Annotated in this window: 11 protein-coding genes, 1 tRNA gene, 3 pseudogenes and 1 other annotated feature; of the genes and pseudogenes, 14 read left to right on the top strand and 1 reads right to left on the bottom strand. The window is 36.8% G+C overall.

Going from position 1 to position 13,989, the window contains the following annotated elements; genetic code table 11:
- Nucleotides 1–253 precede the first annotated feature (253 nt).
- The 3 genes and pseudogenes from LC087_RS08530 to LC087_RS08520 form a co-directional block, all read left to right on the top strand.
- Nucleotides 254–327 (top strand) — tRNA-Arg (locus tag LC087_RS08530).
- Nucleotides 328–1,032: 705 nt separating this feature from the next.
- Entirely contained in the window at nt 1,033–1,923 is an 891-nt protein-coding gene (locus tag LC087_RS08525; protein WP_226539253.1) for a hypothetical protein, read from the top strand.
- 128 nt (nt 1,924–2,051) lie between these two features.
- A pseudogene (locus tag LC087_RS08520) lies at nt 2,052–2,388 on the top strand (transposase); the annotation flags it as partial.
- A gap of 87 nt (nt 2,389–2,475) precedes the next feature.
- On the opposite strand, the gene LC087_RS08515 reads toward LC087_RS08520, so the two are convergent.
- On the bottom strand, nt 2,476–2,853 hold the full coding sequence (locus tag LC087_RS08515) for a PH domain-containing protein (RefSeq protein WP_226539254.1): 378 nt from the start codon (nt 2,851–2,853) through the stop codon (nt 2,476–2,478).
- Between the two features lie 400 nt (nt 2,854–3,253).
- Here LC087_RS08515 and ilvE point away from each other — a divergent pair, with 400 nt between their 5' ends.
- The 11 genes and pseudogenes from ilvE to LC087_RS08470 all read left to right on the top strand — a co-directional run bounded on the left by ilvE (nt 3,254) and on the right by LC087_RS08470 (nt 13,847).
- Entirely contained in the window at nt 3,254–4,165 is a 912-nt protein-coding gene (gene ilvE / locus LC087_RS08510) for a branched-chain-amino-acid transaminase (RefSeq protein ID WP_226539255.1), read from the top strand.
- A gap of 22 nt (nt 4,166–4,187) precedes the next feature.
- Nucleotides 4,188–4,456: a binding site (T-box leader), on the top strand.
- A gap of 117 nt (nt 4,457–4,573) precedes the next feature.
- A pseudogene (gene ilvB, locus LC087_RS08505) lies at nt 4,574–6,269 on the top strand (acetolactate synthase large subunit).
- Nucleotides 6,266–6,787 (top strand): acetolactate synthase small subunit, encoded by a 522-nt coding sequence (ilvN, locus tag LC087_RS08500; protein ID WP_226539256.1) that lies wholly within the window; start codon nt 6,266–6,268, stop codon nt 6,785–6,787. Before ilvB ends, ilvN begins: the two are co-directional and overlap by 4 nt.
- A 30-nt stretch (nt 6,788–6,817) precedes the next feature.
- The gene (ilvC, locus tag LC087_RS08495; RefSeq protein WP_226539257.1) at nt 6,818–7,849 is read left to right on the top strand and encodes a ketol-acid reductoisomerase; all 1,032 of its coding nucleotides are present in this window, start codon (nt 6,818–6,820) and stop codon (nt 7,847–7,849) included.
- Complete coding sequence (locus tag LC087_RS19660; RefSeq protein WP_371932668.1) at nt 7,836–8,000, top strand: hypothetical protein; 165 nt, start codon at nt 7,836–7,838, stop codon at nt 7,998–8,000. The genes ilvC and LC087_RS19660 overlap by 14 nt, the downstream gene beginning before the upstream one ends.
- Before the next feature lie 13 nt (nt 8,001–8,013).
- Nucleotides 8,014–8,277 (top strand): hypothetical protein, encoded by a 264-nt coding sequence (locus LC087_RS19655; RefSeq protein WP_371932667.1) that lies wholly within the window; start codon nt 8,014–8,016, stop codon nt 8,275–8,277.
- The gene (locus LC087_RS19650; protein WP_371932691.1) at nt 8,226–9,122 is read left to right on the top strand and encodes a homocitrate synthase/isopropylmalate synthase family protein; all 897 of its coding nucleotides are present in this window, start codon (nt 8,226–8,228) and stop codon (nt 9,120–9,122) included. Before LC087_RS19655 ends, LC087_RS19650 begins: the two co-directional genes overlap by 52 nt.
- Nucleotides 9,123–9,126: 4 nt before the next feature.
- On the top strand, nt 9,127–10,491 hold the full coding sequence (gene leuB, locus LC087_RS08485) for a 3-isopropylmalate dehydrogenase (protein WP_371932690.1): 1,365 nt from the start codon (nt 9,127–9,129) through the stop codon (nt 10,489–10,491).
- Nucleotides 10,492–10,510: 19 nt separating this feature from the next.
- A pseudogene (gene leuC, locus LC087_RS08480) lies at nt 10,511–11,921 on the top strand (3-isopropylmalate dehydratase large subunit).
- Complete coding sequence (gene leuD, locus LC087_RS08475; protein WP_371932666.1) at nt 11,908–12,501, top strand: 3-isopropylmalate dehydratase small subunit; 594 nt, start codon at nt 11,908–11,910, stop codon at nt 12,499–12,501. The pseudogene leuC and the gene leuD overlap by 14 nt, the downstream one beginning before the upstream one ends.
- A 389-nt stretch (nt 12,502–12,890) precedes the next feature.
- Nucleotides 12,891–13,847 (top strand): calcium/sodium antiporter, encoded by a 957-nt coding sequence (locus tag LC087_RS08470; RefSeq protein ID WP_226539262.1) that lies wholly within the window; start codon nt 12,891–12,893, stop codon nt 13,845–13,847.
- The last annotated feature ends 142 nt before the right edge of the window (nt 13,848–13,989 follow it).

Below are 13,989 nucleotides of genomic sequence, written 5' to 3'. Positions count from 1 at the left end.
GAGCAACAAGCACACCAATCGAGCCACACCTTGAATAAGCTGTCTGAGATTGGGGTGACGAAAAAGGTAAGAAAAGCAAATTGAATACTTATTATAACTATGTCCCAGTAGCTCAGCTGGATAGAGCACGAATGAATAAACATCCATGAATGAGCGAAAAAGCACACCAATCGAGCCACACCTTGAATAAGCTGACTGAGATTGGGGTGACGAAAAAGGTAAGAAAAGCAAATTGAATACTTATTATAACTATGTCCCAGTAGCTCAGCTGGATAGAGCAACGGCCTTCTAAGCCGTCGGTCGGGAGTTCGAATCTCTCCTGGGACGTCAAATAAAAAACGGTGATTGTAACTAATCATCGTTTTTTTCATATTTGAAAAAGTATGATCCTATAAAGAAAGATGTAAAAGTACAACTTTGGAGATGGATTTATAAATGATTGTTTCACATGTAAGCTACATTATTTAGCAGGTAGCTCAGCTGGATAGAGCACGACAGAATAATCATCCTCGAATAATCACCCAGCACACCAATCGAACTGCGCCTTGAATAAGCTGCCTGAGATTGGTGTGACGCCAAGAAAAAAAGAAGAATGAATGAAGAAAATGTAAACGATGTAATTAGCCAGAATGAGTCGGTCGGGAGTTCGAATCTCTCCTGGGACGTCAAATAAAAAAACGGTGATTGTAACTAATCATCGTTTTTTGCTATTTATATGGCTCTATACTGAATGTGGTAGTGTACATTATTCTGATGCTTGTTTGAGGACTAACTAAAAAACATAAAAAATAACATCCTACTCTCTCTTTTTGATATCCTTAAATTGGCTAATAAAAGGGAAAAGGAGAAAGAAAGGATGCAAAAACATATTATCATAAAATTACTTGCGGTTAAAGACCTGCTAAAAAATGCAAAGGTAAAAAACCCTTACTAAGTAAAGGATGGATATTTTTTACTAGATAGTGTTGATAGTCTATTTTTCATTTTAGCCTATGTAGAGGGTGTTATAATATTGATGTGAGGAGGGATTACATGAAAAAGCTAATACCTATAAAGGAACACATAATAATATGGTTAATGGTACTAGGTTTATCAGTTACTTTAATTTTCACACAATATTTTGCAGATGGATTAACAAAACAATTCTGGTTATCCTTTATTCCTAGCATTATTATAGATGGGATTTTTATACTTATAGCATCTTATTTAATATCTTATTTATTAAAAAAGAATGAAAAGAGGAAAACTAAAGAAAAAGTGTATAGAATGTTGGGCACAAGGTATGAAATAATGATAATGAATTTTGCAAAAGACTATATCACATACATAACTAAGGAGCCTAGCGAGGTTTCTAAAGGTATTAATAATATTCAAGGTATAAAGTCTCAAGTGAAAAGTATTAATTCTGATCTAGACAATTATGTTCAGGCTGACTTTTTTAAGAAAGGTATTAAAGTGCTTCTTTTAGATAATAGAATTAATACTGGAAATATATTCGATAACTTTAGAGAGCAAGTATGGTCTGTTCCGCAATATACTAATTACTTTAAACAAAGACATTCCAAAGAGATTGATGCTTTTATAAATAGATATATATCAGTTATCCCTGAAGAATTAAGAGAAAGGTTGTTTAAGGTTGAGGATACTTTGCAATCAGAAGTATTTACAACAGGTTCTGAGCATGGACTACCTATTGATTTATCAAAAGCCACTTTTAATCTTAAAGATTTATCAAAAAGCATAGGGGAGTTAGGACAAGACATTTATTTATTGCTTACATACTTTGAGGAAACACAGGAGGATAATACCTCAAAAGAATCTAACGATGTTTTTCTGGGCAAGTATTTAGACGATGAAAAGATATTGTTAGGGTTACTTTGTTTAATGCTTTCTCTCATCAGCATTAATATTCTCATTTTGTAATTTTTTTATCAGAAATTTAAGGTAACCCCCTTTTAGCAGGTTCTTTGAATAGGTTACACTTAGTTGGACAGATTCGTTAAGGTCATATAAACTAGATTCAATTAATTCATGACAGAGGAGAATCCAATATGACCAAAAGAACAAGGAGAAGTTTTTCGAAAGAGTTCAAAGAACAAATCGTCCAGTTATACCACCTAGCAATGAAATGATCAAAGAATACGAACTGACGGCTTCTACCTTTGATAAATGGGTTCAACAATATACGACAACGGAATCTTTTGAAGATAAAGACAATTGAATACCAGAACAGGAGGTGTTAATCAGACTCCGCAAAGAAAATCAAAGGCTTGCTATGGAAAATGATATTTTAAATCAAGCCATGCCGATCATGGGACCAAAGTAGATGTGATACTTAATAACCGTCACAAATACTTGGTATCAGCAATATGCACCTTCCTCCAACTTCCTTACGGTTTCCAGGAAATTTTCCTTTCAGAGACAAGCGTCAAATAACAATAAAATGTTTTTGACGCTTTTTCGATCTGATTTTTTTTATCCTAAAATATACTCCGCCAACACAGTCTGTAATTCATAAATATTTAAATTCTTATTAAACGTCTTTTGGATCGGAGTTGTACTACTCGAGATCCAAATTTTTAATTCAGCATCTAAATCAAAGTTTCCCGCTGTCTCTATACTAAAATGACTAATACTTTGATAAGGGATCGAATGATATTCGACCTTCTTACCGGTTATCCCTTGTTTATCCACTAAGATTAATCGTTTGTTTGTGAAAATGAATAAATCTCGAATAAGTTTATAAGACCTTTCAACCTTTTCGTTGCTCATCAAAATTTGTGAAAATTCTTTCTGTACATCTTCATTACTAATCTCAGATGCATTTCCCATTAAACCATCAAAAATGCCCAATTCCATCTCCTCCTTGTTTTCAATATCATTACCATCTTATTTTACCATTCTATATGTATTAATAATAAATGAATTTTATCCACTTTTTGAACACGCACTTTTAAAGGTTTGTACTAAAAACAATACCGAACCTACTTTAATAAAATTTTAACAATCTCTCTACTTCATTAGTATGAACAGTGAAAGCGCATTCAAATATTCTAAACTTTATAAATTATCGCACAATTCTTTAAAAAACTATTGACTGTTTTTATTTATGAGCGTAATATATCTTAAAACAAACAAAACCACACGTTTTCTAAAGGATAAAATAAAGAACGTTATCTGCATTCATTCTTTTTTTTACTTTTTAATTTAATAATAGAAAGCGTTAATTATTTAAAGGAAAGGTGTGCTGTTAATGGGAGATCAATGGATCTTTCTTAACGACCGATTTGTCACAAAAGATGACGCAAAAGTGTCGGTTTACGACCATGGCTTCTTATATGGAGATGGGATTTTTGAAGGAATTAGAGTCTATAGTGGAAATGTTTTTCGATTGAAAGAGCATATGGACCGGCTTTATAACTCAGCAAAGTCCATATTATTAACGATCCCTTATGCTCAAGAGGAGTTGACGAGCTTAGTCATTGAAGCCGTTAAAAAGAATCAGCTTAAAGATGCCTATATTCGACTAGTGGTTTCGCGAGGTGCTGGTGATTTAGGTTTAGACCCCAATAAATGTAAAAGTCCGAATATTGTGATTATTGTTGAACCACTTGCGTTATACCCAGCACATTTGTATGAAACAGGGCTCGAAATCATCACTGTTGCGACAAGAAGAAATCGTCCTGATGTTTTAAGCCCGAAAATCAAATCACTAAATTATTTAAATAATATTTTAGTGAAGATAGAAGCAAATTTGGCAAATGTAAGTGAAGCATTAATGTTGAATGATCAAGGGTATGTAGCTGAAGGTTCTGCTGATAACATTTTTATCATTAAAAACAATCAAATTATCACTCCACCAGACTATGTTGGAGCTTTAGAAGGAATTACAAGAGGAGTTATTATTGAAATTGCCAAAGAACTTGGCTATGAGTTGAAAGAACAACCGTTTACTAGACACGATGTATATATAGCAGATGAGGTGTTTTTAACAGGAACTGCTGCTGAAGTTATTGCCGTTGTAAAGGTAGATGGACGAACGATAGGAGATGGACGTCCAGGTGGTATAACCAATCATTTGCTTGAGGCATTTAGGGAAAAGGTATGTGTAGATGGTGTAGCCATTGATTTTGATGAAGGCCGTGGAAACGTTAATGTTAGTTAAGCAACTCTTTATAAATGAAAACATTAAAACGACAAGAGGATAAGTAGTCGTCGACACGAGATTTTTAGAGAGCTAGGGGCTGGTGAAACCTAGTAATCTCATCGATAGATGAACTCGCCTCTTAGAGGATGTGAATCCTCTTCGTGTCACTCTGAAAGTCTCAGTAGGAGTGGTCGAGTGAAGATTGAATACACTCGTTATCAAAACGAACAGCGTGTGTTGTTCCTAAGGTAGTGATGAACTACGAATAAGGGTGGTACCGCGGAAAGAATAAGTCTTTTCGCCCCTTCTTCCTACAATCAGTAGGTTTTGAAGGGGGAAAGGGCTTTTTTATCTTTTAAAATTGTTAATTGTTTTGGGCTTAAAACTAAGAAGGAGGGAAATAACTTGGAGTGCTCTAAAGTACAAATGCAAGGAGCAGAATGTACGACGATGACAGGTGCTGAAATGCTTATTCAAGCTTTAAAAGAGGAACAAGTGGATGTCATTTTTGGATATCCTGGTGGAGCTGTTTTACCCATTTACGATAAATTGTATGATTGTGGTATTTTTCACGTTTTAAATAGACATGAGCAAGGCGGTATTCATGCTGCTGAAGGGTATGCCCGTGTTTCTGGAAAACCAGGGGTGGTAATAGCGACTTCTGGTCCAGGTGCTATGAATTTGGTTACGGGAATAGCTGACGCAATGATTGATTCCTTGCCGCTCATTATTTTTACTGGTCAGGTTGCTACGAGTGTGATTGGAACAGATGCTTTTCAAGAAGCAGATGTCCTCGGTGTAACAATGTCCATTACAAAGCATAATTTTCAAGTGCGGGATGTCAATGAGCTTCCTAAAATGATTAAAGAAGCTTTTCATATTGCTACAACAGGGAGACCCGGTCCGGTTGTTATTGATATACCAAAGGATATGGCAAATTTGAGTGGCGCGTATTCTTACCCAAAAAAAGTATTTTTAAGAGGCTACCAACCTACTACAAAACCAAATGATATTCAGCTAACCAAACTAGTGGAAGCAGTTAGTCAAGCTGAAAAACCTTGTATATTAGCAGGTGCTGGTGTTTTACATGCTAAAGCATCGGATGAGTTATTAAACTATGCAGAGCAGCAGGAGATTCCTGTTGTAAACACATTGTTAGGCTTAGGCTCATTTCCTGCAGATCACCGATTGTTTCTTGGAATGGGGGGGATGCACGGCACGTATGCAGCCAATATGTCGATGTATGATTGTGACTTACTGATCAGTATTGGAGCTCGCTTTGATGACCGTTTAACTGGAAACTTAACTCATTTTTCCCCAAAAGCAATGGTTGCTCATATAGATATTGACCCTGCTGAAATAGGTAAAAACGTTCCTGTGCAAATTCCTATTGTGGGAGATGCAAAATTTGCTCTTCAAGGGTTAATTAAGAGGAATGGTCAGCAAGGTAATCATGAAGAATGGATAAAAAATGTCTATGAATTAAAGGGGAATTATCCATTTTGGTATGAGGATGAAGCAGAAGTGATAAAACCACAGTATTTAGTTGAAGAAATTCATAATCTAACTAAAGGTGAAGCGATTATCACAACAGACGTAGGCCAACATCAAATGTGGGCTGCTCAATTTTATCCATTCAAAAAACCGAATCGTTGGGTCACTTCTGGTGGGCTAGGGACGATGGGTTTCGGATTGCCATCAGCCATCGGTGCACAATTGGCTGAAAGAAAGAGTACCGTTGTCTCTATTTTGGGGGATGGAGGATTTCAGATGACGTTGCAAGAGCTATCTGTTCTCGCAGAACTCAATTTACCCATTAAAGTCATTTTAATTAATAACTCCTCATTAGGAATGGTAAGGCAGTGGCAGGAGATCTTTTATGAAGAACGATATTCTCATTCCAAATTCGTGAGCCAACCAGACTTTGTTAAGCTAGCAGAATCATATGGGTTAAAGGGTATTTTGATTAAAGAGAAACAACATCTCAAACAAGGTTTACAGGAAGCGTTATTTACAGTTGGACCTGTGGTGGCTGATATTCATGTTTGTCAAAATGAAAATGTTTATCCGATGGTTGCTCCTGGGGAAAGGCATTCACCAAATGGTAGGAGTGAAAAAATGAAGCGAATCATCTCTTTAACCGTTTTAAATGAATCTGGTGTATTAAACCGAATAACGGGACTCTTAACAAGAAGACACTACAATATTGAGAGTATTTCGGTCGGTCATAGTGAAATAGAAGGAGTATCACGAATGACGTTTGTTGTTCACGTAGATACGGAACTAGAAATAGAACAAATCATTAAACAGCTCAATAAACAAGTATCCGTTTTAAAAGTAGCCGATATTACAAATCAATCTATTGTTGCTAGAGAGCTCGCCTTAATTAAGGTGTTAACTACACCTTCGTCAAGGATTGAAATATCAGGAATTATTGAACCTTTTCGTGCTTCGATCATTGACGTAAGCCAAGAAAGTGTCGTCATTCAAGTCACTGGTGAATCTGAAAAAATCGATGCTTTAATTGCTTTAGTAAGGCCGTATGGAATAAAAGAAATTGCTCGAACGGGAATTACAGCTTTCCCAAGAGGAAGTCAACATTCCAATCAATTAGTGAAAAAAAGTTCTATATTCCAGTGAAAAATTTTTAGTAAAGAAGGAGAGAGGCAAATGGTAAAAGTATATTATAACGGGGATGTAAAGGAAGAGGTTTTAGAAAACAAAACGGTAGCGATTATCGGTTATGGTTCACAAGGTCATGCGCATGCGCAAAACTTAAAAGATAGCGGAATAAAGGTAGTTGTTGGTGTTAGAAAAGGAGGATCATACAACTTAGCAGTTGAAGATGGATTTGATGTATATTCTGTTTCTGAAGCAGCAAAACAGGCGGATATCGTCATGATTTTATTGCCAGACGAACATCAAAAAGACGTATATGAAAAAGAAATTAAACCACATTTACTACCAGGAGATGCGTTGTTTTTTGCCCATGGATTTAACGTTCATTTTCATCAGGTGGTACCTCCTAAAGACGTTGATGTTGCTTTAGTAGCACCGAAAGGACCAGGACATTTAGTAAGAAGGACGTATCAAGAAGGAGCGGGTGTTCCTGCCTTATTTGCTGTAGAACAAGATGTTACTTCTAACGCGAAAGAATTGGCTCTTGCTTATGCAAAAGCGATTGGTTCAGCTCGAGCGGGTGTATTGGAAACGTCTTTTAAGGAAGAGACAGAAACCGATCTTTTTGGAGAACAGGCGGTTTTATGTGGAGGGTTAACATCGCTTGTAAAGTCAGGGTTTGAGACGCTTGTTGAAGCAGGATATCAACCGGAAGTCGCTTACTTTGAATGTTTACACGAACTAAAACTTATCGTTGATCTCATGTATGAAGGTGGATTAGCAGGAATGAGACACTCTATTTCTAATACGGCGCAATGGGGAGATTTCGTATCAGGACCAAGAGTAGTGAATGAGAAAGTGAAAGAATCCATGCAGGCGGTGTTAAAAGATATTCAAACAGGTAAATTCGCCAAAGAGTGGATTTTGGAAAATCAAGTGAATCGCCCTCAATTTGAGGCGATCAACAAACGAGAGAATATCCATCAAATTGAAGAAGTTGGTCAAATGTTAAGAGAAATGATGCCGTTTGTGAAACAACAATCTCATAAAAAGGAAGCGGTGGTTAAAGGTGCGAACAGTTAAGCTGCTTGACACAACTTTAAGGGACGGAGAGCAATCACCAGGTGTTAATTTAAATCTTGCCGAAAAAGTTGAAATTGCAAAGCAGTTAGAAAGATTAAAGGTAGATATTATGGAAGCGGGGTTTCCTGGCTGCATCAAAGGGAGATTTTGATTCTGTTCATGAGGTGGCAAAGACGATAAAAGACTGTTCAGTAGCCGGGTTGTCAAGAGCAAGTGAGCGTGATATTGATGCAGCATGGAATTCGTTAAAAGATGGGGTGCAGCCCCATCTCCATATCTTCCTTGCGACATCGCCTGTTCATCGAAAGTATAAATTGAAATTATCGAAAGAAGAAGTGATTGATCAAGCTATCCATTCAGTAAAATACGCAGCTAAATATTTCCAGTTGTACAATGGTCTGCCGAGGACGCTTGCAGGACCGAATTAGACTATTTAGCTGAAATTGTTGAGTATGTTATTAAAGCTGGGGCATCAGTCATCAATATTCCCGATACGGTCGGCTATGTTACTCCTAAACAATATGCCCATATCTTTTCTTATTTAATGGAGAATGTTAAGGGAATTGAAAATGTTACTTTATCTGCTCATTGTCATGATGATTTAGGATTAGCGGTTGCTAATAGTTTGAGTGCAATCGAACAAGGCGTAGGTCAAATTGAGGGCACCATAAATGGCATAGGAGAAAGAGCAGGAAATGCTTCTTTGGAAGAAATTGCTGTTGCTCTTCATATTCGAAAAGATTCCTACAAAGTTAGCTCTAACTTGGACCTTAGTCAAATTAGTCAAACAAGTAGTTTAGTCAGCCGTTTAACAGGGATGATAGTCCCGCGTAATAAAGCAATTGTGGGAAAAAATGCATTTGCTCATGAAGCCGGTATTCATCAAGACGGAGTGCTGAAAGAAAAAACAACGTATGAAATTATTTCACCTCAATTAGTAGGGGTGTCCTCCAATGACTTAGTTCTTGGTAAGCATTCGGGACGTCATGCATTAAAAGAAAAATTAACGAGTTTAGGGTTTGCTGTTTCGGATGAGGAATTAAAAAAGATCTTTATTTTATTTAAACAATTAGCGGATAAAAAAGCGACATTTACGGATGAAGATTTCCGAGTACTTGTGATGGAACACCGAGTTGAAAATAAGGAAGAGGACATTGAACTATGTTCACTTCAAGTCAATTATGGGTTATCACAAACACCATCTGCTACTGTACGTTTGAAGCAAAAAGGTTCCATAAAAGAGGAGGCAGGCTACAGGGAATGGGAGTGTTGAAGCGATATATAATACCATTGAACGGTGTCTTGAAATGAATATTTCTTTATTGGATTATCAAATTCAATCTAATAGTAGTGGTCGTGATGCGCTAGCTCAAGTATTCGTTAAACTAAAAGTGGATGGCGAAGAAACAAGCGGAAGAAGTGTGGCTCAAGATGTTTTGGAAGCCTCAGCAAAGGCATATATTAATGGAATTAATAGATTGAATATTCTGAATAAAAAGTTAGTATCTGTTCATGAGGGGGGGAGAAAAATGAAAAAGCAAATTGCGGTATTACCAGGAGATGGGATCGGAAAAGAAGTAACCAATGCAGCTTTAGAAGTTTTATTAACGATTGGTGCGCAGTATAACCACGAATTTGAATTTCATTTTGCGGCGGTAGGTGGTGGTGCCATTGACCAATATAATACCCCGTTACCAGAAGAATCGCTTAATACCTGTATGCAAGCCGATGCTGTATTGTTCGGGGCGGTTGGAGGTCCGAAGTGGGATTCGAATCCTTCTCATTTGAGACCAGAGACTGGCTTATTACAGTTAAGGAAGAAACTCCAATTGTACGCGAATATAAGACCCGTCCATGTTTTCCCTGCCTTAGTGAACAGTACACCCTTAAAAGAACAAATCATCAAAGGGGTCGATTTGGTGATTGTACGCGAGCTTCTAGGAGGCCTCTACTATGGAAAGCCTTCTGGGAGATCTTTTGAAAATGAGCAAGAACAAGTAGTGGATACACTTTTTTATAAACGAACAGAAATTGAAAGGATCGTGGAAGCGGCTTTTCAATTAGCTCAAAAAAGAAGAAAAAAATTAACATCGATTGACAAAGCAAACGTTTTATCTTCTAGTCAGTTATGGAGGGAAGTGGCAGAAAGTGTTAGTGGAAAATACCCCGAAGTAGAACTCAATCATATGCTGGTTGATAATGCTGCTATGCAATTAATTATCAATCCTAGCCAATTTGATGTTATTGTTACGGAAAATATGTTTGGAGATATTTTGAGTGATGAATCATCCATTTTAGGAGGTTCTCTAGGAATGCTGCCATCCGCAAGTCTTTCAAAGTCTGGAGTTCATCTATATGAACCTGCTCATGGTTCAGCACCTGATATTATGGGGAAAAACATTGCGAACCCAGTCGCGGCTATTTTATCCGTTGCCATGATGTTAAGAACGTCCTTTCAATTAAATAAAGAGGCAGAGACGATTGACAAAGCAGTTCATGAAGTATTTGAAGCAGGATATGTCACAAGAGATTTAGCAAAAGGAAACCAGCCAGTTTTATCTACAAATAAGTTTGTGAGTGAAATAAAAGAAAGGTTAATAAGAAATCAAGCCATTAACAATATCATGAATGCTTACGAATAGTAAAGGAGGGAGAAAGGCAATGCCAAAAACAATTATCGATAAAATATGGGAGGATCATATTGTAGTAGACTTTCCAACTCAACCGAACTTAATCTATATTGATTTGCAATTAGTTCATGAAGTAACGAGTCCACAAGCGTTTCAAGGATTGCGAGAAAAAGGGCGTAAAGTAAGAAGATCTGATTTAACGTTTGCGACAGTCGATCATAATATACCGACGGTGAATCGACATGTGATAAAAGATGAAATTGCGGCTACACAAATCTCAACATTAGAGAAAAACTGTAATGAGTTTGGGATTAAGTTAGCAGGAATTGATAGTGAAGACCAAGGAATTGTTCATGTTATTGGTCCTGAATTAGGTTTAACCCTCCCTGGTAAAACGATTGTATGTGGCGATAGCCATACTTCTACACATGGAGCTTTTGGAGCTCTAGCCTTTGGGATAGGCACAAGTGAAGTGGAGCATGTACTCGCTACGCAAACCTTGTGGCAAAACAAACCGAAGTCATGTCGAATCCTTTTTGAAGGGGAGTTGCAAAAAAGGAGTTACAGCAAAGGATTTAATCCTTTATTTAATTGGTGAGTATGGAATTGAATTTGGAATGGGATATGTTTTCGAATATGCAGGTAGTACTATTGAAAAGTTATCAATGGAAGAACGAATGACTATTTGTAACATGTCTATTGAAGCTGGGGCTAGGGCAGGATTGATCGCTCCAGATCAGACAACAATCGATTTTTTAAAAGAGAGAAGGTATGCGCCTAGTGATGAAGAGTTTGAGAAGTGCACGCGAAAATGGCTCTCTTTAAGAACAGATGTTGAAGCCGTTTTCGATAAAGAAATAAGAGTGGATGTCAAAAAAATAGAACCTATGGTTACTTGGGGAACCAATCCTAGTATGGTAGTCCCAATTAATGGTGAGATTCCTAAAAGTAAAGAAGGGGATCAAAAAACAGAAGGGTTTAATCGAGCCTATGAATATATGGATGTTTCTCCTGGTCAACCGATCCAAGATGTTGAAATTGACTATGTATTTATCGGTTCTTGTACGAATTCTAGGTTATCCGATTTACGTTCAGCTGCTTCACTTATAAAAGGGAAAAAAGTGCATCCAAATGTTACCGCTATTGTTGTACCTGGATCACAATCAACAAAAAGGAAGGCAGAAGAAGAGGGGCTTGATCAAATCTTTTTAAATGCGGGATTTGAGTGGAGAGAATCGGGATGTAGTATGTGTTTAAGCATGAATGAGGATGTCATTCCATCTGGTAAAAGGTGCGCATCCACTTCGAATCGTAATTTTGAAGGAAGGCAAGGGAAAGGGGCTAGAACACACTTGGTTAGTCCAATTATGGCAGCTGTTGCAGCATTATATGGGAAATTTGTTGATGTGCGAAAGGAGTATCAAAAAGTTGGAAGCATTTAAAAAGTTAACGAGTCAAGTTGCTGTTCTTAACCGTGCGAATGTGGATACAGATCAAATTATTCCTAAGCAATTTTTAAAAAGAATTGACAAATCAGGATTTGGAAAGTTTGCCTTTTTTGACTGGAGGTATCTTGATGATGGTAGCTTAAACGACCAATTCGAGTTAAATCATCCTTTATACAAGGAGGCAAAAATACTATTAGCAGGTCCAAACTTTGGTTGTGGTTCATCTCGTGAACATGCACCATGGGCTTTACAAGACTATGGTTTTGAGGTGATTATTGCTCCTTCATTCGCGGATATTTTTTATCAAAACAGTCTTAAAAATGGTTTGTTACCCATTGTAATAGAAGAAAGGATATTTCATTCGATCTTAAGTAAAGCAGCAGAAAAAGAATATGAACTAACCGTTGATTTAAAAGGAAAGAAACTTTTAGACCAAGAGAGAAATGAATATCATTTTTCGATCGATCTTTATTGGCAGGAAATGTTGCTGGAAGGAAAAGATGAGATAGACGTAACATTGAAATATAAGGAAGAAATTAATAAGTACGAGATTAAACAAGGATTCGTGGACTGAATTCAAAAGGGTGTCTCTTTCAGAAGAGGCATCTTTTTTAGTAAGGAAAGGGATCGAAGAGTTTTAGATAATGTTTGCGTTAATCTTTTTTGGGTTATAAGATTTGTATATGGTGTTGAAGCTATTTATTAATTAAAGAGGTTGTTCAAAAAGTTATAAAAAATTGCTGTCGAATAACTTTGTTGGTTTGCTTTTCCGCTCCTCATGCACAGAGTACGTACGCTGCGAGTGCTTCGATGCCCAGGAAGTGCTAGCGCGGGCGTTGTCACAGGACGTGGCAGAACTTAGCTCGTGTTCCTTTAGCAACCGCCTCGTTCTTCTCGGCTCTTTTTCCCTTACTTTTTGAACACGCACTTAAAGTTAAATTACATTTCGAAAGTGGGAGTATTATGAATTACCTTTTAGTGCTTATTGGATTTGCTCTCTTAATTAAGGGAGCTGATTATTTTGTCAAAGGAGCGTCAAACATTGCCTACACTTTGAGAGTTTCACCAATGTTAGTAGGTTTGACTATTGTAGCCTTTGGTACGAGTGCACCTGAAGCATCGGTAAGTTTTATTGCTGCCTTTCAAGGTAACAGTGATGTAGCAATTGGAAATGTCGTTGGGAGCAACATTTTCAACACTACTTTAATTTTAGGAGCTACAGCAATTGTATTACCTTTGACAGTGAATAGTGAAACAATAAGAAAAGAAATCCCATTTGCTATACTAGCGGCCGTTTCGTTACTACTCTTAATCAGTGATATTCAACTTCAATACTCAGAAATTAATTTGATTACAAGAACTGAAGGGATTATTCTTCTTCTCTTTTTTGCTATTTTTCTTTACTATGTTTTCGAGATGGCAAGGAACAACCGAAGTCAGAAATATGAGAATCCTTCTACCTTTGTGGATACACGATGGTCAAAAAATTTTTTGTTCACAATTGGTGGACTTGCTGCTGTTGTGATTGGTGGAAACCTTGTAGTCGAAAATAGTATGAAAATTGCTCTCTCCCTTGGGATGAGTGAAACTCTTGTCGGTTTGACTATAGTAGCTGTGGGTACATCCCTCCCTGAACTTGTCACTTCTGTAACAGCAGCATTTAAGAAACAGACTGAAATTGCTCTTGGTAATATTGTTGGTAGTAATATTTTTAATGTGTTCCTTATTTTAGGAGGATCTGCTACGATCCATCCTTTAGCAGTTGATTCAAGAATATTTCTAGATATTTGGCTTATGATTTTTGTGACATGTTTATTATTAATCCTATCAAGAACCCACTACAAAATTTCAAAAATAGAAGGTGCATTCTTAGTAATTATCTATATTATTTACTTTGCTTATATTATTCTTAGAAATTAGAATATTAGGTTTGTTACAACCTAAGCGCTCTAAATGGCGATAAAGAACGAAAATAACAAGTATTTCCATGTTGTCAAAGCTAGGCGAAATAAAATTTTAACGGTTTAAGCTGAAACACATTAGAATAATTTTTCAAGTGTTT

It is taken from the genome of Bacillus carboniphilus (genome assembly GCF_020524035.2).
In the GTDB taxonomy this organism is placed as follows: Bacteria; Bacillota; Bacilli; order Bacillales; family JAIVKR01; genus Bacillus_CC.
This window is presented reverse-complemented; position numbering and strand designations above follow the sequence as displayed.

Excerpts from the sequence above, each read along its gene's own strand:
- ilvC (WP_226539257.1), top strand. The coding sequence starts at position 6,818 with ATGGTAAAAGTATATTATAACGGGGATGTAAAGGAAGAGGTTTTAGAA.
- LC087_RS08470 (WP_226539262.1), top strand. The coding sequence starts at position 12,891 with ATGAATTACCTTTTAGTGCTTATTGGATTTGCTCTCTTAATTAAGGGA.
- ilvE (WP_226539255.1), top strand. The coding sequence starts at position 3,254 with ATGGGAGATCAATGGATCTTTCTTAACGACCGATTTGTCACAAAAGAT.
- LC087_RS08525 (WP_226539253.1), top strand. The coding sequence starts at position 1,033 with ATGAAAAAGCTAATACCTATAAAGGAACACATAATAATATGGTTAATG.
- ilvN (WP_226539256.1), top strand. The coding sequence starts at position 6,266 with ATGAAGCGAATCATCTCTTTAACCGTTTTAAATGAATCTGGTGTATTA.